Source organism: Brevibacterium sp. 2SA, assembly GCF_005502845.1.
Classification (GTDB): Bacteria; Actinomycetota; Actinomycetes; order Actinomycetales; family Brevibacteriaceae; genus Brevibacterium.
The window spans coordinates 93,535-112,380 of sequence record NZ_SCMW01000003.1; the positions used below are offsets into that span (position 1 = coordinate 93,535).

The 18,846-nt window shown below is 68.8% G+C and carries 18 protein-coding genes; 8 read left to right on the forward strand and 10 right to left on the reverse strand.

Annotated elements, in window-relative coordinates:
- The first annotated feature begins 8 nt into the window (after positions 1–8).
- Positions 9–917, forward strand: coding sequence for an EamA family transporter (locus FFS20_RS02425; RefSeq protein ID WP_137824348.1), 909 nt, complete (start codon positions 9–11; stop codon positions 915–917).
- A gap of 62 nt (positions 918–979) precedes the next feature.
- Entirely contained in the window at positions 980–1,984 is a 1,005-nt protein-coding gene (locus FFS20_RS02430; RefSeq protein WP_137824349.1) for an aldo/keto reductase family protein, read from the forward strand.
- A 297-nt stretch (positions 1,985–2,281) separates the two neighbouring features.
- Here the strand turns inward: FFS20_RS02430 and FFS20_RS02435 are convergent, their stop codons facing one another.
- Positions 2,282–3,298 carry a WYL domain-containing protein gene (locus FFS20_RS02435; protein ID WP_137824350.1) on the reverse strand — a complete coding sequence of 339 codons (1,017 nt, stop codon included), beginning with the start codon at positions 3,296–3,298 and terminating at the stop codon, positions 2,282–2,284.
- Between the two features lie 111 nt (positions 3,299–3,409).
- Between FFS20_RS02435 and FFS20_RS02440 the strand changes: the two genes are divergently transcribed.
- Positions 3,410–3,775, forward strand: coding sequence for a VOC family protein (locus tag FFS20_RS02440; RefSeq protein ID WP_137824351.1), 366 nt, complete (start codon positions 3,410–3,412; stop codon positions 3,773–3,775).
- A 113-nt stretch (positions 3,776–3,888) separates the two neighbouring features.
- Here the strand turns inward: FFS20_RS02440 and FFS20_RS02445 are convergent, their stop codons facing one another.
- Positions 3,889–4,377: an SRPBCC domain-containing protein gene (locus tag FFS20_RS02445; protein ID WP_137824352.1), complete on the reverse strand. Its 489-nt coding sequence runs from the start codon at positions 4,375–4,377 to the stop codon at positions 3,889–3,891.
- A gap of 16 nt (positions 4,378–4,393) precedes the next feature.
- Here FFS20_RS02445 and FFS20_RS02450 point away from each other — a divergent pair, with 16 nt between their 5' ends.
- Positions 4,394–4,765 (forward strand): metalloregulator ArsR/SmtB family transcription factor, encoded by a 372-nt coding sequence (locus FFS20_RS02450; RefSeq protein WP_137824353.1) that lies wholly within the window; start codon positions 4,394–4,396, stop codon positions 4,763–4,765.
- Between the two features lie 216 nt (positions 4,766–4,981).
- On the opposite strand, the gene FFS20_RS02455 is transcribed toward FFS20_RS02450, so the two are convergent.
- Positions 4,982–6,271: an MFS transporter gene (locus FFS20_RS02455; protein WP_137824354.1), complete on the reverse strand. Its 1,290-nt coding sequence runs from the start codon at positions 6,269–6,271 to the stop codon at positions 4,982–4,984.
- 178 nt (positions 6,272–6,449) lie between these two features.
- On the opposite strand from FFS20_RS02455, the gene FFS20_RS02460 reads away from it, so the two are divergent.
- Complete coding sequence (locus FFS20_RS02460; RefSeq protein WP_137824355.1) at positions 6,450–7,001, forward strand: hypothetical protein; 552 nt, start codon at positions 6,450–6,452, stop codon at positions 6,999–7,001.
- A 22-nt stretch (positions 7,002–7,023) separates the two neighbouring features.
- Here the strand turns inward: FFS20_RS02460 and FFS20_RS02465 are convergent, their stop codons facing one another.
- The 6 genes from FFS20_RS02465 to FFS20_RS02490 all read right to left on the reverse strand — a co-directional run bounded on the left by FFS20_RS02465 (position 7,024) and on the right by FFS20_RS02490 (position 14,855).
- Positions 7,024–7,461, reverse strand: coding sequence for an NUDIX domain-containing protein (locus tag FFS20_RS02465; protein WP_137824356.1), 438 nt, complete (start codon positions 7,459–7,461; stop codon positions 7,024–7,026).
- 32 nt (positions 7,462–7,493) lie between these two features.
- A complete protein-coding gene (locus tag FFS20_RS02470; RefSeq protein ID WP_137824415.1) occupies positions 7,494–8,090 on the reverse strand; it encodes a DNA-3-methyladenine glycosylase I in 597 nt (198 codons plus the stop codon).
- A 41-nt stretch (positions 8,091–8,131) separates the two neighbouring features.
- Positions 8,132–9,544, reverse strand: a complete 1,413-nt coding sequence (locus FFS20_RS02475; protein WP_137824357.1) for a pyridoxal-dependent decarboxylase — start codon at positions 9,542–9,544, stop codon at positions 8,132–8,134.
- A gap of 52 nt (positions 9,545–9,596) precedes the next feature.
- Positions 9,597–11,660 (reverse strand): choline BCCT transporter BetT, encoded by a 2,064-nt coding sequence (gene betT, locus FFS20_RS02480; RefSeq protein ID WP_137824358.1) that lies wholly within the window; start codon positions 11,658–11,660, stop codon positions 9,597–9,599.
- 250 nt (positions 11,661–11,910) lie between these two features.
- Positions 11,911–13,290 carry a TIGR00366 family protein gene (locus FFS20_RS02485; RefSeq protein ID WP_137824359.1) on the reverse strand — a complete coding sequence of 460 codons (1,380 nt, stop codon included), beginning with the start codon at positions 13,288–13,290 and terminating at the stop codon, positions 11,911–11,913.
- Between the two features lie 182 nt (positions 13,291–13,472).
- Positions 13,473–14,855, reverse strand: coding sequence for an NAD-dependent succinate-semialdehyde dehydrogenase (locus FFS20_RS02490; RefSeq protein ID WP_137824360.1), 1,383 nt, complete (start codon positions 14,853–14,855; stop codon positions 13,473–13,475).
- Between the two features lie 204 nt (positions 14,856–15,059).
- Here FFS20_RS02490 and FFS20_RS02495 point away from each other — a divergent pair, with 204 nt between their 5' ends.
- Positions 15,060–15,413, forward strand: a complete 354-nt coding sequence (locus FFS20_RS02495; protein ID WP_137824361.1) for a nuclear transport factor 2 family protein — start codon at positions 15,060–15,062, stop codon at positions 15,411–15,413.
- Between the two features lie 47 nt (positions 15,414–15,460).
- Here the strand turns inward: FFS20_RS02495 and FFS20_RS02500 are convergent, their stop codons facing one another.
- Positions 15,461–16,435 carry a 3-hydroxyacyl-CoA dehydrogenase NAD-binding domain-containing protein gene (locus FFS20_RS02500; protein WP_137824362.1) on the reverse strand — a complete coding sequence of 325 codons (975 nt, stop codon included), beginning with the start codon at positions 16,433–16,435 and terminating at the stop codon, positions 15,461–15,463.
- Positions 16,436–16,533: 98 nt separating this feature from the next.
- Here FFS20_RS02500 and FFS20_RS02505 point away from each other — a divergent pair, with 98 nt between their 5' ends.
- Entirely contained in the window at positions 16,534–17,397 is an 864-nt protein-coding gene (locus FFS20_RS02505) for a hypothetical protein (protein ID WP_137824363.1), read from the forward strand.
- A 182-nt stretch (positions 17,398–17,579) separates the two neighbouring features.
- Positions 17,580–18,833: a chromate efflux transporter gene (gene chrA, locus FFS20_RS02510; protein ID WP_137824364.1), complete on the forward strand. Its 1,254-nt coding sequence runs from the start codon at positions 17,580–17,582 to the stop codon at positions 18,831–18,833.
- Positions 18,834–18,846 lie beyond the last annotated feature (13 nt).

Here is an 18,846-nt window from a genome sequence, read left to right on the forward strand (position 1 = left end):
CTGAAGACATGACCTCGACGATCTCGCCTCCGGATCCCTCGCCAACCCGGTCCCGCCTCGGCGCGACAATGGCCACCGCCGTTGCTCCTGCCGTCTGGGGCACGACCTATCTCGTCACCACCGCTTTCCTGCCCGCCGACCATCCGCTGTTCGCTGCGCTCATGCGCTCCCTGCCGGCGGGCCTCATCGGGCTGCTCATCGCCCGCCGGCTGCCGCAGGGTTCGTGGTGGTGGAAGGCGCTTGTGCTCGGGGCCCTCAACATCGGTGTGTTCTTCCCGCTCCTCTTCGTCGCCGCCGGTCGTCTGCCGGGCGGAGTCGCGGCGACCCTGGGGGCCACGCAGCCGATCCTCGTCACCGTCCTCGCTGTCGTCATCCTCGGCGAACGGCTCTCCCGCTGGCGGCTGGCCTGGGGCATCGTCGGTGTCGTCGGCGTCGGCATGGTCGTCCTCGGACCCGGGGCCGGCTTCGACCCTCTCGGTCTCCTCGCCGGCATCGGCGGGGCGGCGTCGATGGGCGTCGGCGTCGTCCTCGTCAAACGCTGGGGCCGCCCGCCCGGGCTGAGCGCGGTCGGCTTCGCCGGATGGCAGCTGACCGCAGGCGGGCTCGTCCTCCTCGTTCCGACGCTGGCCTTCGAGGGTGTGCCGGGGCGCATCGATGCTGCGGGAGTCGCCGGCTACCTCTGGCTCGGCATCGTCGGCGGCATCCTCGCCTACACGCTGTGGTTCCGCGGATTGGGCCGCCTCCCGGTGACCGCGACGGCTCTGCTCGGGCTGCTCTCACCGCTCGTGGCAGCGGGTCTCGGGGCGCTCTTCGCCGGTGAGCGCCTCACCCTGCTCCAGATCGCCGGGTTCGGTCTCGCCCTGGCCGCGCTCGCCTGCGGACAGCTCACCCCACCTCGGCGGGGACAGCCCACGTGACGACGGACCACCTCGGCGATCACGATCCGAAGGCCCTTGACTCACGGTCGTAGGCTGAGGTTATGGAGTTCAGGTATCTCGGAAACAGTGGTCTGAAGATCTCGGAGATCACGTACGGCAATTGGCTCACCCACGGTTCGCAGGTCGAGAACGACATCGCGACGAAGAGCGTCCATGCCGCCCTCGACGCCGGCATCTCGACGTTCGACACCGCCGACGTCTACGCCAACACAGCCGCCGAACAGGTCCTCGGCGATGCTCTGGCCGGGCAGCGACGGGAATCGGTCGAGATCTTCACGAAGGTCTACTTCCCGACCGGCCCGAAGGGGCACAACGACACCGGCCTGTCGCGCAAGCACATCATGGAGTCGATCAACGGATCGCTCACCCGTCTGGGCACCGACTACGTCGACCTCTACCAGGCGCACCGCTACGACTACGAGACGCCGCTGACGGAGACGATGCAGGCCTTCGCCGACATCGTCCGGGCCGGCAAGGCGCTCTACATCGGTGTGAGCGAATGGAACGCCGACCAGCTGCGGGCCGGTCACTACCTCGCCCAGGACCTCGGCATCCAGCTGATCTCGAATCAGCCGCAGTACAACATGCTGTGGCGGGTCATCGAACCGCAGGTGGTGCCGACGTCGAAGGAGCTCGGCATCTCGCAGATCGTCTGGTCGCCGATCGCCCAGGGCGTCCTCACCGGCAAGTACAAGGTCGGTCAGCCGGCCCCTGCCGGGTCGCGCGCAACTGATGACAAGGGCGGGGCAGACATGATCTCCCGCTACCTCAATGATGAGACACTCACGGCGGTCGCGAAGCTCGAGCCGATCGCCGCCGACCTCGGCCTGACGATGGCCCAGCTGGCGATCGCGTGGGTGCTCGCCAATGACAACGTCGCCACCGCTCTCGTCGGGGCGTCGCGTCCCGAGCAGATCGCATCGAACGTCGCCGCCGCCGGGGTCAAGCTCGACGCCGAGGTGCTCGATCGCATCGATGAGGCCCTCGGAGATCTCCCGGAGACGGATCCCGCGAAGACGAAGTCCCCGGAGACCCGCATCGTCTGACGCGCATCTCGAGCCGCGCCGGCGGGTCCCGAGTAGGAGGCTGAGCGAACGCTCCTGACACGCACCGGCTCGAGCGCCCGGCGCAGGGTGGCTCGAGCGGCCCGACGCGGGGTGGACGCTCCGGTGTTAATCTCCCGAGGTGGATCTGAGCTGAAGATCAGCGGATTGTCGAGCTCGATCCACCTCGGAGAGCCGAGTCGCCAGAATCAGCGCGGAGCTGACATGCGGTGAAGCAGCGGGTTGGGTTGTCACGGGGGTGGATCGGTCGACGGACCCATTGCCGCCACTGCAGCACCGTCAGGGACGCCCGTCGTCGTGGCGTGCGGCCATGCCGCTCGTCAGGCGGTGGACGAGGTTGCGAGCCTCTAGCGGTTCGAGGATCTCGATGTGGTCGGTGAACTGGATGAGCTGACGGACTCCGTCGAGCTCCTCATAGCCGACGGTGATCGTCACGGTCTCGTCCCACCGGCGATCGTCATCGTCACTCGGTTCGAGCCCGACACTTGGTTCGAGGCTGAGCAGGCGACTGCCGAGGATGCGACGGACCAGATCCTCAGCGGCAGCGTCGATCACGGCGGTGACGACGACAGCGTGCCGAGTCTCGAGCCGCGTGACCAAGTGATCAGCCACCTCGGCGAGGGTGACATCATCGCGGACCCGCTTGGGCTCCCCGAGCTCCCGCCATGTGTGCACCCGGGACAGGGCGAACATCCGCGGGTCGCCCTCGACATCGGCGATGAGGTACCACCGACCACCGCGCGAATAGAGACCGTAGGGATCGACGGTGTGGTCCGCGGCGTCGGACTGCCCACTCGGACGGTACCGCAGACTCAGACGCCGGCCGCGCCGCAGCGCCTCGACGAGGGGACCGGCGTCGATCGACGGCCCCGCGTCGAACCACCCCGTGGTGTCGATCGCGACGAGGTCCCCCAGCCCCGTCGTCTTCGTCATGCCCTTGTGCTCGGCACCGACCGGCCACGGCGCTCGTGTCGAGAGCTTCCGTGCGGCCGAACGGGTGGCGGCTTCGAGCCCGAGTTCGCGGGCCCGGGCGACGTCGACGCCGACGAGCCCGAGCGCTTCGGCCTCGCGGTCACTCAGCCTGGTGACGTCGATGTCCGCGCCGTAGACGAGGGAGATGCCGCCGCCTCGACCGCGTTCGGCGATGACGGGAACATCCGCCTCGGCGAGAGCATCGATGTCACGCAGGATCGTCCGCTTCGAGACATCGAACTGTTCGGCCAGGTCAGCGGCGGTCGTCTGCCTCCCGGTCTGCAGCACGGCGATGATCGCCAGCAGACGCTGCGGACGATCCATGGCAGCCTCCCGACGACTGTTCTTCGCGACCGATCGAAAGATGACATGGGCTGTCATCTATGGGTGCCACTGTAGTCGTGTCAGCACCCGGCAACCAGTGAAGGAGCCATCATGTCCACCCCGAACCTCTTCCTCATCTACGTCACCGACACCGAGGCCTCGACCGCGTTCTACTCCGACCTCTTCGGAATGGAACCGGAGATGGTCACACCGCGCTATGTCTCCTTCGAGGTCGCGCCCGGTGTCCTCTTCGCGGTGTGGAGCGGAGGCGCCGAGGCGATCGCCCGGGCAGGTGCCCGCACCGCGGAAGTCGGGCTCATGGTCCCCGGGTCCGCCGAGGCGGTCGACCGGATGTTCACCGATTGGACGGCGAAAGGCGTGTCCGTCGTCGAGGAGCCGCACGATGCGGTCTTCGGGCGCACGTTTGTCGTCGCCGACCCGGACGGCAACCTCATCCGGGTCTCCCCGGTCGACTGAGGCGCCGCGCAGCCCCTGCCCGCGGGTTCCAGTGCCCGCGGGCCGGTGCGGTGCAGGGTCTCAGCACTCAACGACCCCTGCACTCGAGCACTCGGCACTCGAGAGGCGATGGCCTACTTGTAGAAGCCCTCGCGGAGGTTGATTCCGTATTCGACCCACGCCTTGAGCGCGGCGAGCATGCCGGTCCAGCCCATCGAGTTGCCGAAGGCGCCCTCGGCTCCGCCGACCGTCGTCTTCCACGCCTTCTCCGTGATCGTCACGAGCGTGCGGGTTCCGTCATCGACCGGCGAGAACTCGAAGGTCGTCGTCGTCTTCGGCGCCGTCGTGTGCTCCGAGCCCTCCCACGCGATGACGATCTTCTCATCGGGGACGGTCTCGATGACGTCGACCGGGAAGCGCCCGGGGAAGTCAGCGAAGTCCCAGGTCACCTCGGCGCCGGGAGCGAGTCGGCCGCGGGCGCCGCCGGTCGTGAAGTACTTCGAGAGCTGCTCGGGGTCGGCCACCGCCTCATAGGTCTCATGGGGCGTCTTCGAGATGTAGCCGGTGACGGTGAAGGAGAGCTCCTCCAGCGGGGCCTGCTTGTCGTTCTGCTCATCATTCATGTGATATTTTTACCACATGTCTGGAGAGAAGGGAACAGGTTCGCGCCGAGGCGACCGCACGGAGAGCGGATCCGCCGACTCCCGCGACGACGCCGTGTTCAAGGCGCTCGCGAATCCGACCCGGCGTCGCATCCTCGACCTCCTCCGCGCCGAACCGCGGACGACCGGAGCCGTCGCCGCCGAATTTCCCGAGCTCGATCGCACGACCGTCCTCCAGCACATCCGTGTGCTCGAACATGCCGAGCTGCTCACCGGTCGCAAGGTCGGCCGGACCCGCGTGCTCGCCCTGGCTCCGCTGCCGATCAAGCGGATCCACGACCGCTGGATCGGCGACTACGCCCATGCCGCCGTCGAACTCCTCGCCTCCCTCGACACCGAGAACGAGTGACCCGGCCGCAGCACGCACTCAACCTGGCCGGTCTCGGAGTCTGCGCCAGGTCCAGGGTGAACCCTGGATTCTGCGCCAGGTCCAGGGTGATTCTGCGCCGCGGCGATGGCGAAAATCGAAGAGATAACGCCATGAACGTGGCGCAGACCTCTGGGAAGCGCCATGGATGCGGCGCTCAATCGCGCACGCAGCGACCACCTGCGCAGTCTGCTCCCTCTAGTCCCGGCCACCCGATGTGCCGGCGCGCCGCGCGGCGACGATCCATGACACGAGTCCCGCGAGCAGGAGGATTCCGGCGCAGAGGAGGAAGGTCGCGGTGTCGCCGAGGTAGGTGAACCCCACCCCGCCGATGACCCCGGCGATGCCGAGGCCGATGTCGAAGCTCATGTTCCACGCGACGCTCGCCCGCGCCGGGGTGCTCACAGCGGTGAACGCCATGACGAGGCTCGCCGACTGGAGAGTGCCGAGCCCCAGTCCGACCACCGCCATCGCCAGCCCGAGGACGACTCCCCCGCCGGTGATCGCCGTGATGATGAGGCCGCAGGCCGCCAGGCCGACGCCGGCGAGGTTGAGCCCGAGCGGCGAGCGCGCATCGGCGACGGCTCCGGCGGCGAAGCGCCCGATGACGGAGAACACCTGCATGATCCCGATGTAGATCGCCGGAGTGGCGATCCCCTCCCCTGGACCGAAGCCGACGATGAGTCCGAAGGTGACCATGCCGATGAGGAACGGCGCGAGCATGGTGAGCAGAGGAAGGATCTCGCCGAGGCGGCGCCGGCCCTGCGAGGACGCTCCGCGGTCAGCGTCAGGGCCCGAAGTCCGGGCACCGACGCCGGCACCCGAACCCCGGGCACCGCCGTCGGAGACCGCCGCCTGAGCATCAGCGTCAACAGCGCGGTGTGTGCCGGGCAGCCCGTCGTGCTCGGCGCCGGGCGGCGGGACACGTCCGGGCAGGAAGCGGATGATCGTCGGTGCCGCGAGCAGCAGGGTTCCGCACGCGATGAGGCGGAACGACCACACGGGGACGACACCGATGAGCCACAGCCCGAACGGCGCCCCGAGGGCCGCCGCGAGCGAGGTGATGCCGCCGAAGATGCCGAGCGCCTTCCCCAACCGGCGGGGCGCCACCGTCCCCGGGACCGCGGCGTTGGCGAGGACGACGAAGAGGCCGAACCCCATGCCGCCGAACACCCCGGCGAGGACGAGGCTGAGCAGCGGCTGCGTCACGATGAGGCCGCACACCTGCCCGAGCACCTGGAGTCCGAGGGCGACGAGCAGGGCCGAGCGCAGGCCGAGCCGCGCGCCCAGCCACGGGGCGAAGGGCTGGACGGCGATGACGCCGACCATCATCGTCGTCAGCACGGCACCGCCGGTCACGGTTGCGAGCCCGCCGATCGCCCCGATCGAGACCATCGTCGAATAGCTGAGGAAGAACCCGGAGAATCCGAACATCGCCGACCACACGAGCCCGAGCAGGGCCGGGGTCAGAGTGCGACGATCATCCATACTCGCACGTTACGTCATCGCCTCCCCGAGGCGGCTGCGGATCTCGCATTCGCGATGATCGGTGGTCAGCGCCCGCTGGTCTTCGCTGGTCGGACACGCACTCTGCCGGGCACTCAGCCGCCGACCGAGCACCGGCAGCGTTCATTCCGTGTTCCTCGACGTTCTGTAGAATCGCGGCATGACCTCGTCGCAGCTTCCCGACAGCCCGTCCTCCGGCCTCATCGACACGGCTTTCGTCCTCCGCTACGAGCCCCAGTACGAGCTCACCGACCTCGAGGCCGAGATCTTCGATTCGATCGCCCCGAAGGTCGTGCGCCGCGAGGGCTACAAGCGCAAGAACTTCCTCAAGGTCGTCGAGTGGAAGGCCGTCGCGGTGCTGCCGATGGCCGAGAAGCTCTCCGGCGACGACATCGACTACGTCACCGCCGTCGCCCTCGACGAGGACACCCCGAACCATCTGCGCCTGCCTTTCCTCAAGGTCCTGCCGGGGGTCGGCAATCCTCTGGCCAGCGCCCTGCTCACCGTCTTCGATCCGAAGAAGTACGCGATCCTCGATGCCCGTGCCGTCGGTGTCCTCCACGACCATGGCCTGCTCGAATCCGCCAACCCGTCGCATGTCGACTACACGGCCTACCGGAAGCTCGTGAAGTCCCTGGCCAAGGGCGCGAACTGCGCTCCCCTCGACCTCTACCGCGCTCTCGTCGCGTACTCGCGCCAGCCGAAGGGCTGAGCGTCGCCGACCTCCGTCAGCCTCAGATCGCGCCGGCCGCCGCCAGTGCCGGCACCACCCGATCCCGGGTGAGCGGGGCGAACTGGCGCTCGGCGGTGTCGGCGGGCATCGGATCGCATGGGAACCATCCGGCCGCGGCGATCTCGGCCTGATGCCGGATGTCGGTGAGGTCGAGCCCGGCGGGCACCCCGTCGTAGACGAAGACGTCGCCGATGACCCGATGGTCGGCCTCATTGGCGGCCGCTGCGGTGAACTCCCCGAGCGGCGAGAGACGAACGGGATCGAGGTCGAGTCCGAGCTCCTCGGCGATCTCCCGGATGATCGTGTCCTCCGGGGTCTCGCCCGCCTCCGGTTTGCCGCCGGGCAGCATGAACGACGTCGTCCCGGTCTTGCGGACCATGAGCAGTTCCGGGCGTTCGGGGTGGATGACGACGAGCGCGCTCACGCGGATGTCCCTCATGGTGTCCTTTCGCCGAGGCGGTGGTGTCCGGGTCAGTCCGACCAGAGGCCGGAGGCGCCTCGGCGATGGGAGCCGACGAGGTGCGTGTCCACCATACCGACGGCCTCCATGAGCGCATACATCGTGGTCGGACCGACGAAGCGGAACCCTCTGCGCTTGAGCGCCTTCGACAGTGCCGTCGATTCCGGGGAGGTCGTGGGCACCTCGGCGATCGTCTGCGGTGTCGGGGTCTGTGCGGGCCGGAAGCTCCAGATGAGCTCGCTGATCCCGCCGGAGTCCCGCAACGCGATGATCGCCCGGGCATTGCCGATGCATGCCTCGATCTTCCCGCGATGCCGGATGATGCCGGGATCGTCGAGGAGGGCTGTGACCTCGGCGTCGCCGTAGCCGGCGACGGTGTCGACATCGAAGTCGGCGAAGACCTCGCGGAACCGTTCGCGCTTCTTGAGGATCGTCAGCCACGACAGCCCCGCTTGGAAGCCCTCGAGGCTGAGGCGCTCGAAGAGCCCGGACTCATCGCGGACCGGCAGACCCCACTCGGTGTCGTAGTACTTCAGCAGCAGCGGATCCCCGTAGGCCCACGGGGTGCGCGCGAGACCGTCCTCGCCGACGACCGGGCCACCGGCCATCGTCTCCACGGCACTGGTTTCCCCGGCGCCTGTCTCCTCCCTCACGGTGCCACCGCCTCCTTGAGAATCTCCCACAGCGCTTCGACATCGCTGCGCTCCGTCGTCAGGGAGCCGATCGAGATCCGCACCATCCACCGACCGTCGAGCGTCGACGGGGACACGTACGCGCGCCCGGAGTCGTTGACCGCCCGCGCCCACTCCCGGGTGTGCGCGTCGAGGTCCTCCCCGCTCACGCCCGGCGGCTCATGGCGGATGCACACGGTCTGCAGGGGCACAGGGGCGACGACGGTCCACCCCGGTTCGGCCTCGACCTGCGCGGCGAACCAGCGGGCATTGTCCAGGTCACGGCGCAGGCGGGCGCGGATCGCCTCGGCGCCTTCGATGCGGAGCATGAACCACAGCTTGAGCGCCCGGAACCGGCGCCCCAAGGGCACACCCCAGTCGCGGAGGTTGGTCACCTCGGCGTCCCGATCGGACTGCAGGTACGAGGGATTCGTCGACATCACGGCCTCGAGATGGGCGGGATCGCGGACGAAGAACAGAGAGCAGTCGAAGGCGACGCCGAACCATTTGTGGACGTTGATGACGAGTGAATCGGCGCGGTCGATGCCCTCGGCCATACCCCTCATCTCCGGGAGGATGAGGGCGGACCCGGCCATCGCGGCATCGACGTGGAACCACAGGCCGTGTGCGGCGGCGACCTCCCCGATCGCCGCGAGCGGGTCGAGTCCCGTGGTCGTCGTCGTTCCGCACGTCGCGACGACCGCGGCGGGAACGGCACCGGCCGCACGGTCGGCGGCGACCGCCTCGGCGAGGGATTCCGGATCCATCGCGAAGTCCTCGTCGACGTCGACCCAGCGGATCTGGTCCTCCCCGAAACCGGCGAGGAGCACGGCCTTGCGGACCGAGGAGTGCGCGTACGGGCTGAGGTAGACCGTCAGCGGAGCGCTGGCCTGGGTGAGCCCGGGGCCCATCATCGCGAAGTCCGAGGCGCGTTCCCTGGCCCCGAGCATCGCGAGCAGGGTCGCCGTCGAGGCGGTGTCCTGGATGACCCCGCGGAAGTCCGCGGGCAGCCCGAAGAGGTCGCGGGCCCACCCGAGGACGACCTGCTCGACCTCCGACAGCGCCGGGGAGGCCTCCCAGGACAGCCCGAGCACCCCGAGTCCCGAACTCGCGATGTCACCGAGCACCGAGGAGAGCTCGCTGTTGGCGGGGAAGAAGTTGAAGAACCGCGGATGCTGCCAGTGCGTGAGCCCGGGCATGACGATGTCATCGAGATCCCCGAGCACTGCGGCCGGATCCTCCCCGTCCTCCGGCGCCGAGGCGGCCAGGCGAGCGGCGATGTCACCGGGAGGGACACTCGCGCGCACGGGCCGCTCATCCAGGGAGGCGCGGTAGTCGGCGATCCAGTCGATGAGGTCGTGGCCGTGCTTCCGGAACTCCTCGGGCGTCATCGTCGCACCGCCCGGTCCCTCGCGTCGGCGCCCCAGCCCGGCTCCCAGCCCATCATTCGGTGCCGCCGGTGATGTTCTCCTGCATCTGGAGGAACTCGACGTGGCGCTCGTACTTGTCGAGGACGTCGTCGATGAGCTGGTCCTTCGTGTAGCCCATGATGTCGTAGCCCTGACCGGCTCCGCCGTCGAGGTAGACCTCCATCCGATAGTAGTCCTCGGTGCCGCGCGGAACGCGGCCGCCGAAGGACGGCACGCTGACCTTGTGCGGCCACACCTGGTAGCGGAAGGGGTACTGGCCTTCGCCGTCGACCTCGAGTTCGACGAGCTCGCCGTCATCGTCGAAGCGGCCTTCGGAGTCGACGCGGCCGCAGCGGGCGGAGATGCCGCGTGAGCGCATCTCCTCGGCGATCTCCCGCATCGTCGGCAGCAGGACGGTCTGCTCGTAGTCGCGGACCTTGCTCCCGCTGGGGAACGCGAGCACGCGGGAGAGCTGCTTCTTCCACGTCTCCGATCCCCGCCCTGACCGGCGGGCCAGCGATCCCGAGAGGCTCTGCTCAACGCTGTCGACGCGGTTGCCCTCGACGCGCAGGGCCTTGTAGAGGCCGATCATGACGAGGATGACGACGAAGGCGAAGGGCAGACCCATGATGACCGTCGCACTCTGCAGCGCACCGATCCCGCCGACGATGAGCATCGCCACAGTCAGCGCGCCGGTGAGCACCGCCCAGAAGATCCGCAGTCCGGCGCGCCCGTCGTCCTGCGGTGTCGGCAGGAACGAGGAGAGGTTCGCCATGACGAGGGCCGCGGAGTCCGCCGAGGTGACGTAGAAGAGGAGAGCGGTGAGCGTCGCCAACGCGGCGACGATGATGAACGCCGGATACTGGGCGAGCAGCTCGTAGAACCCGCCCTCGGGGTTGAGCATCGTCTGCTCCCCGAATTCCCGGTTGCCGCTGCGGATGATGTCGAGTGCGGAGTTCCCGTAGATCGAGATCCACATGAAGATGTAGATGAAGGGGATCGTCAGGGTGCCGATGACGAACTGGCGGATCGTGCGGCCCCGCGAGATGCGGGCGAGGAATAGCCCGACGAACGATGCCCAGGCGATCCACCACGCCCAGAAGAACAGCGTCCAGTCCGTCATCCACGTGCCCGTGTCCTCGAACGCGAAGGTCTGGCCCACCATGTTCGGGAAGAGCCGGACGAAATCGGCGGCATTGAGGACGAACGCGTTGAGGAGGAACTTCGTGTTGCCGGCCACGAGCACCCAGATGCTCAGGGCGATCGCGGCGAAGACGTTGAGCAGGGAGAGGAACTTGATGCCCTTGTCGACGCCGGAGACGGCCGAGAGCGTGGCGACACCCACGCCGACGACGACGATGGCGATCTGCGACCCCACGGACACGGGCAGGCCGAAGATGACACCCAGTCCGACATTGACCATGACAACGCCGATGCCGAGTGACGTGGCGACACCGAAGATCGTGCCGAGGAGGGCCGCGAAGTCGACGGTGTCGCCGAGCGTGCCCTGAACCCGCTTGCCGAAGATCGGGGCGAGTGCCGAGCGGATCGCCAGCGGCATGTTCATCCGGTAGGCGAAGTAGGCGAGCGCGATGCCCATGAGGGCGTAGAGGCCCCAGCCGCTGAGCCCGTAGTGGAAGAGCGTCCAGACGGTGGCCTCACGGGCGGCGTCGACGGTCTCGGGTTCCGTGCTCGGCGGTTGCAGGTACTGCGTGACGGGTTCGGCCACGGCGAAGAACATGAGGTCGGTACTGATGCCGGCGGCGAAGAGCATGGCCGCCCACGGCAGCAGACCGAACTCGGGCTTCGAATGCTCGGGACCGAGCTTCGTCGACCCGTACCGGGAAGCGGCGAGGTAGATGACGAAGACGAGGACGATGGCGACGAGGAGGACGTAGAACCAGCCGAACCAGTCCGAGGTCCACGTCACCACAGCGCCGAGGACGGCCTGGGCATTGACGGGGGCGAAGAACGCCCACAGTGTGATGGCGAGCGTGCCGATAGCCGCCGCGATGAAGACGCGCTTGTTGACCGGTGGCAGGTTCTTCTTCGGCCTGCCCGCCGCGTCCTCGTTGGATTGCTTTGCCTGCAGTGTCATCTCTTCGCTCCCTCGTCCGGCGACCGACCGCCGCGATGTCATGGGCAACTTGGGGTTCATGGGCTTGTCGCGGGAGGACCGGTCAGGGCCCGCTGCGCAGGGGCCGCTCAGCGCTCGGCAGCCAACGATGCACGCTACCATAGCCGAATTCCCGGCCGTGGTCTCCAGCCGATGTCCTCCCATGAGACAGGTGATGGGACAGGTCGGCCCCGCGCGTCCCGGGCCTGCTCCTCAGAGTGAGACGAGCTCCTCAGAGTGAGACGAGCAGGAGGACCACCGCCATGACGACTCCCGAGCCGAGGAACGTGATGAACGTGTAGCCGAGGATGTCGCGCATCTTCAGACCCGCGATCGCGAGCACCGGCAGCGCCCAGAACGGCTGGAGCATGTTCGTCCACTGGTCGCCGTAGGACACCGCCATGATCGCGATCGACGGGTCGACGCCGAGCTGGTTGGCCGCGTCGAGCATGATCGGACCCTGCACGGCGAACTGGCCGCCGCCGGAGGGGACGAAGAAGTTGACGAGCCCCGCGGAGAGCAGCGCGAGGACACCGAAGGAGATGGGGTTGGCGATCGAGACGAACGCGTCGGAGAACACCGCGATGAGCCCGGTACCGGACATGATGCCGAGGATGCCGGCGTAGAGCGGGAACTGGAGGAGGATCTCGCCGACGTTCGACGCCGCGTCCTTGGTCAGGGCGATGAGTTCGAAGGGGTTGCGCACGAGGAGGAAGATGAGGGCGAGGAAGGACCAGTTGACGATGTCGAGGGTCAGTCCCCCGCCCTGGGCGAAGTGGATGATGAGGTAGGCGACGAGGGCGAGCCCCATGACGAGGGTGAGGATGCGGGAGGCGTCGATGCGGTCGGCGGGCGTGACGATCTCCTCGACGAGGGGGCCGCGCTCCCCCGAGGACACCGATTCGGGCATCTCGTAGACCGTGGCACCCGGCTTCGGGGCGATGAGGTAGAAGAGGATGCTGCAGACGACGATGACGCCGAGGATGGCGAGCAGATTCCACGTCGAGAAGATCGTCTCGCTCACCGGCACGATCTCACCGCCGAGGGAGTCGGCGAGGAACGAGTCCGGGGTCGCGGCGGTCAGTGGCCCCGACCCCGAATAGCCCATGTGCCAGACGACCATCCCGGAATAGCCGGCGGCGACGAGGAGCGGGAAGTGGACCTTGATGCCGCGGCGGCGGGCCTGCACGGCGACCTCCCTGGCCAGGAGCGCGCCGACGACGAGTCCGAGTCCCCACGTGATGAGGCTCGCGACGGCGGCGACGAGGAAGACGAAGACGTAGGCGAACGCCGGGGACCCGGGCACCCGGGCGAGCCGGGAGAGCAGCGCCTGGACGGGGCCGGTGTTGGCGAGGATGTGGCCGAGGAGGAGGATGAGGCACATCTGCGTCATGAACTCGAGCAGCCCGGACAGGCCGACGCCCCAGCTCGTGACGACCTCGACCGGACTCGCCCCGGTGAGGACGAAGGCGAGGACGGCGACGATGAGGGTGAGCACGATCGCGAAGGTCAGGGCCGAGGGGATCCACTGCTCGAGGACCCGGTTGATCGGTCGCATCACCCCCTTCGAGGCCGCGACGTTCTTGTGGGCAGACGGCGTCGGTGCCGACATGGGGACCTCCTGCTGGGAAAGTGCTGTGTATCACTTCAGGATACAGTGAGCGCCGTCACCGTTCGCGGGGACCCGCACACGGCGAAGGCGCCGTCCGCGGATGCGGACGACGCCTTCTGCGCCGAGTCGAACTCAGCGGCGGCGGGCTCTCAGGCCCTCCTGCCGCGGTGAGCGCTCAGCTCTCACTGGTCGCTTTTGAACACGAGCTGCTTGTTGACGAACTCGTCCATCGCCAGCGGGCCGAGCTCACGCCCGACACCGGAGCGCTTGACGCCGCCGAAGGGCAGGTACTCGCGTGAGCCCTCAGGCGCATTGATGAAGACCATGCCCGAGTCGATCTGCGCTCCGACGCGTTCGGCGCGCTCGACGTCGCCGGAGAACACGGCGGCCCCGAGGCCGAAGGGGGTGTCGTTGGCGAGTTCGACGGCCTCGTCCTCACTGCTCACCTTGTAGACGATGACGGCGGGGCCGAAGAGCTCCTCGTAGTAGCCGCGCATGCCCTTCTCGACGTCGGCGAGGACGACGGGTTCGACGTAGGCTCCTCCGCCCTCGTATTTCTTCCCGCCGGCGAGCAGGGTCGCACCCTGGCTCACGGTGTCCTGCACCTGTTCGACGAAGCGGTCGGCGGCGGCGACCGAGGACAGCGGGGACAGGCGCGAGCCCTCCTCACCGGGCACCTCAGGGGTGGCCTTCTTCGCGGCGGCGGTGATCGACTCGAGGAACTCGTCGTAGACGTCGTCCATGACGATCATCCGCTTCGGCGAGTTGCAGGCCTGACCGGTGTTGCCCATCCGGGTGTTGAAGAACGTCTTCGCGCTCTTCGCAACATCCTCGGTGTCGAGGAGGATGTAGGGGTCGGAGCCGCCGAGTTCGAGGACGACCTTCTTGAGGTTCTTGCCCGCCTCCGCGGCGACAGCGGCACCGGCGCGTTCGGAGCCGGTCAGGGACACGCCCTGGTTGCGGGGGTCGGGGAGGATGAGGTCGGCGACCTGCTCGTTGCTCGCGTAGATGTTGATGTACGCACCCTCGGGCAGGCCCGCCTCGGTGAAGATCTCCTCCATGATCGCCGCCGACCGCGGGCACTGCGGGGCATGCTTGAGCAGGATCGTGTTGCCGAGCGCGAGGTTCGGGGCGGCGAAGCGGGCGACCTGGTAGTACGGGAAGTTCCACGGCATGATGCCGAGCAGCGAGCCGACGGGCTTGCGGCGGATCCATGCGGTGCCGTCCTCGGGACCGCGCAGCGGCTCGTCGGCGAGGAACGCCTCGGCGTTGTCGGCGAAGTAGCGGTAGATCGCCGAGCTCAGCGCAACCTCGCCCTTGCCCTCGGGCACGGACTTGCCCATCTCAAGCCGGATGACCTCGGCGAGCTCCTCGGCGCGTTCGGCGTAGATCTCCGCGACCCGGGTGAGCAGGGCCGCGCGTTCGGCGACCGGGGTCTGGCTCCACTCGGTGAACGTCGTCGCCGACCGGTCGATGGCGGCCATGATCTCCGCGTCCGTGGCCGTCGGGAACTCCTCGACGACGTCTCCGGTGGCGGGGTTGGTGACGCGATACAGGGTGGACATGATGGACCTCTTCTCTGCTTCGATGTCGGGAATCGTCGGTGACCGCAGGCCCTCGCCGAGGTGGTCACCGCGTGTACGTCCCACGCTATGGCCGATCCGGGTCCGCGGCAATTCCCCTTCCCACCGAATTCCCTGGATGCTTCCTCGCCCGCGGATCGGCGCCCCCGGCCCCTGAGAACCGGCGGCGACTGCTAAGTTGGCGCTATGACCTCAGTCACAGATCTCGTCAAGCGCTACTACACGACCGTCGACGCCGGGGATCCCGTGGCCACCGCCGCACTCTTCGCCGCCGACGCCACCTACGACCGTCCCGGCTACCCGACGATGGTCGGGCAGCAGATCACGGACTTCTACCTCGGCGAGCGCGTCATCGAATCCGGTGCCCACGAACTCGCCGAGATCCTCGTCGACGGTGAGGCGGCCGCCAGCCGCGGCACCTTCGCCGGTCGTCTCAAGGACGGCTCGGAGACGACGGTGGGCTTCGCCGACTTCTTCCGCTTCGACGCCGAAGGCCTCATCAGCACCCGCACCTCGTACTTCTACGTCGGCGCCGTCTGAGCTGGTCGCACTCTCGCACACCGCGACGCACCATCGCTCGCGGCGCGCTACAGCGCCTGCCCGCGCGCTCTGAGCACGGCGCGCTGGATCCGGTCGCGCTCGGCGGCCGCGGCGGGACTCGGGGTCGTTCCATAGGCGTCCTCGACCTGCGCGAACACCGTCTCCATCGCCTCGTCGCCGAGGTCGAGCGGCAGGTCGTCGATCGCGGCGAATGCGGGGCCGATGTGGTGCATGAATCCGCGGATCCCGGCCTCTCCCCCGCCGTGGTGCATGCCTGCGAACTGGCCGACGGCCGCCCACCGCAGGCCCAGTGAGTTCCGCATCACCGCGTCGAGGTCGGCGGCGGTGACGACGCCGTTCTCGACGAGGGCGATCGCCTCCTTGAGCAGTGCGTTCTGGAGTCGGTTGCCGACGAATCCGCGGACCTCGCGGGCGAGGACGACGGGTTCGCGTCCGCAGCTGCGGTAGAACTCGACGGTGCGGGTCAGCGTCTCGGCGCTCGTGACCGGGGAAGGGACGACTTCGACGAGCGGCATGAGGTGCGGCGGATTGAAGGGGTGTCCGACGATGACCCGGGCGGCCGCCTCGGCGGGCAGGGCGCCGGCGATGTGGGAGGCGGGGATCGTCGACGACGAGGTCGCGAGCACCGCCTCGGCCGGTGCCGCCGCGGCGATCCGGGCGAAGAGCCGGGGCTTCTCGTCCGGGTCCTCGGGTCCGGACTCCTGGACGAATCCCGCCGAGGCGACCGCCTCCTCGAGCGAGTCCGCGAGGTCGACGGTGCCGGTCCGTCCGCGCGCGGCCGTCCCGCCGAGGTCCGAGCCGACGAGGTCGGGGTCGCGCTCCTCCGCGGCTGCGGCACGGGCGGCGACATCGGTGTCGACGTCGGCACGGATGCCGGCGACCACCTCGGCGAGGTCGTCCCGGGGATCGACGACCACGACGTCGTATCCCGACGCGGCGAAGAGACGAGCGAAGGAGCGGCCGATGGTGCCGGCCCCGATGACGGCGACTGTGAACGACATGGTCCCAGGCTATACCGGCACGGCAGGGGCCCTTGAGGGGGACGAAAATCTTCGCCCGTGACGGCTCTCACCGGGGCGTTCGGTGGCACAATGACACCATGGCAGCGCACCCCGGACTCAAGCCCGTCGACTCCGAGACCCTGGCCGTGGCCGAGGACGAGTTCGCGGCCGCCGCCGAGATGGCGAACGTCGAGGTCCGGGAACTCCACACTGCCGCCGAGGCGGCCGAGGCCTCGCTGCTCCTCGACGAGGTGTGGAACGTCGACCAGACCGGCACGAACGTCCTCGAACCCGGGCTCATCGTCGCCTTCGCCCATGCCGGCAACTACGTCTCGGCGGCGTACAGCCGTGACGACCCTGCGGAGATGATCGGGGTGACGATCGGATTCTTCGGCCAGCCGCTCGGCACCGTCATGCACTCGCACATCGCCGGGGTCCGGCACGAGCACATCGGGCACGGCGCGGGATCGGCGATGAAGCTCCACCAGCGGCTGTGGTGCCTGCGGCTGGGGATCACGGAGATGACGTGGACCTTCGATCCGCTCATCGCCCGCAACGCGTACTTCAACTTCCAGCGCCTCGGCGTGAGCATGGTCGAGTACCTCGAGGACTTCTACGGGCAGATGCGCGACGGCGTCAACGCCGGACAGGCCAGCGACCGGATGATGGTGTCGTGGCCGCTCGACCGCCCCGCCCGGGTGCCCGCGGTCTCCGCCGACGCCGCGTTCGCGTGCCTGCGCGCCGACGAGTCGGGTGCCCCGCTCATCTCCGAGGTGCCGCGGGAGGCCGCCGTCGTCTCCCTCGACTTCCCCTCCGACATCGAGAACCTGCGCCGCCACGACCCCGAGCTCGCGACGAGGTGGCGCCTGGCCCTGCGCGAATCGCTCACCGCCCTCGTCGCCGACGGCTGGGTCCTCGACACGTGCCTCAAGGGCGGCACGTACCTCCTCCACCACCCGTGATCCGGGGCGGACTCCTCCGCGGAGGGACTCCTCCGCGGCGAGACGCTCCCGGGCCCGAGGCTCCGCGCGCCGAGGCTCCGCGGGCCGAGTTCACCTGTCCGTCATGTTCACGCCGTTGACTGGACCGCAGACGTGCGCCGCACACTGCGGTCTGTGCGTGAGTCGATGAACAAGGAGAGCGGATGAGCACAACGGTCACGCGGCATCCGGGCACAGTGGGCGAGGTCTTCCGCGTCTTCCTGCGGCTCGGCCTCACCTCCTTCGGCGGTCCCGTCGCGCACCTCGGCTACTTCCGCGAGACCTTCGTCGCCCGCCGCCGGTGGCTGACCGACACCGCCTACGCCGATGTCGTCGCACTCTGCCAGTTCCTTCCCGGGCCGGCATCATCCCAGGTCGGCATGGCCATCGGCCTGCAGCGCGCCGGGTTCGGCGGCCTGCTCGCGGCGTGGTTCGCGTTCACCATGCCCTCGGCGATCGTGCTCGTCGCCTTCGCCTACGGGTTCGACGCGTACGGTGACGCGCTCGGCACCGGGTGGCTCGACGGTGTGAAAGCCGCTGCCGTCGCCATCGTCGCCGGCGCCGTCCTCGGGATGGGGAAGTCGCTGGCCCCGGATGCCAAGCGCGCGACGATCGCCGGTCTCGCCGCGATCATCGTCCTCCTCATCCCCTCTCCCGTCGTGCAGGTGCTGGCGATCATCGTCGGGGCCGGTCTCGGCCTGACCTGGCTGCGACCGGAGGAGGCGACAATCCGCGCCGAGGCGGCCGCGGCCGCGGAGGAGACTGCGGAGTCGGGGGCGAGCGCGCCGCCGGGATTCCGGGTGTCCGTGTCGAAGAGGGTCGGTGCCGCCGCCCTCCTCGTCTTCGCGGCCCTTCTCGTCCTCCTGCCGATCGCGACCGCCGTCACCGGTGATCCGACGCTGCGGCTCACCGACATCTTCTACCGCGCGGGTTCCCTCGTCTTCGGCGGCGGCCACGTCGTCCTGCCGCTCCTCGACACGGAGACGGTGCGCTCCGGCCTCGTCAACAGTGAGACCTTCCTCGCCGGCTACGGGGCCGCACAGGCGGTGCCCGGGCCGCTCTTCACCTTCGCGGCCTTCCTCGGAGCGTCGATGACGACGGAGCCGACGGGCCTCCTCGGTGCGACGATCGCGCTGCTGGCGATCTTCCTCCCCGCCGGGCTGCTCACCGTCGGGGCCCTGCCGTTCTGGCAGAGCCTGCACGGCTCGGTCCGCGCCCGCCGCGCCCTGCTCGGGGTCAACGCCGCCGTCGTCGGCCTCCTCGGCGCCGCCCTCTTCGATCCCGTGTTCGTCGAGGGCATCACCAGCCCGGCGACGCTGGCGATCGCCCTCGCCGCGTTCATCGCCCTGACCCGGTGGAACCTGCCCGCCTGGGCCGTCGTCCTCATCGCCGCGGCGATCGGCGCGATCGCGCTCTGAGCGCACTCGCCCC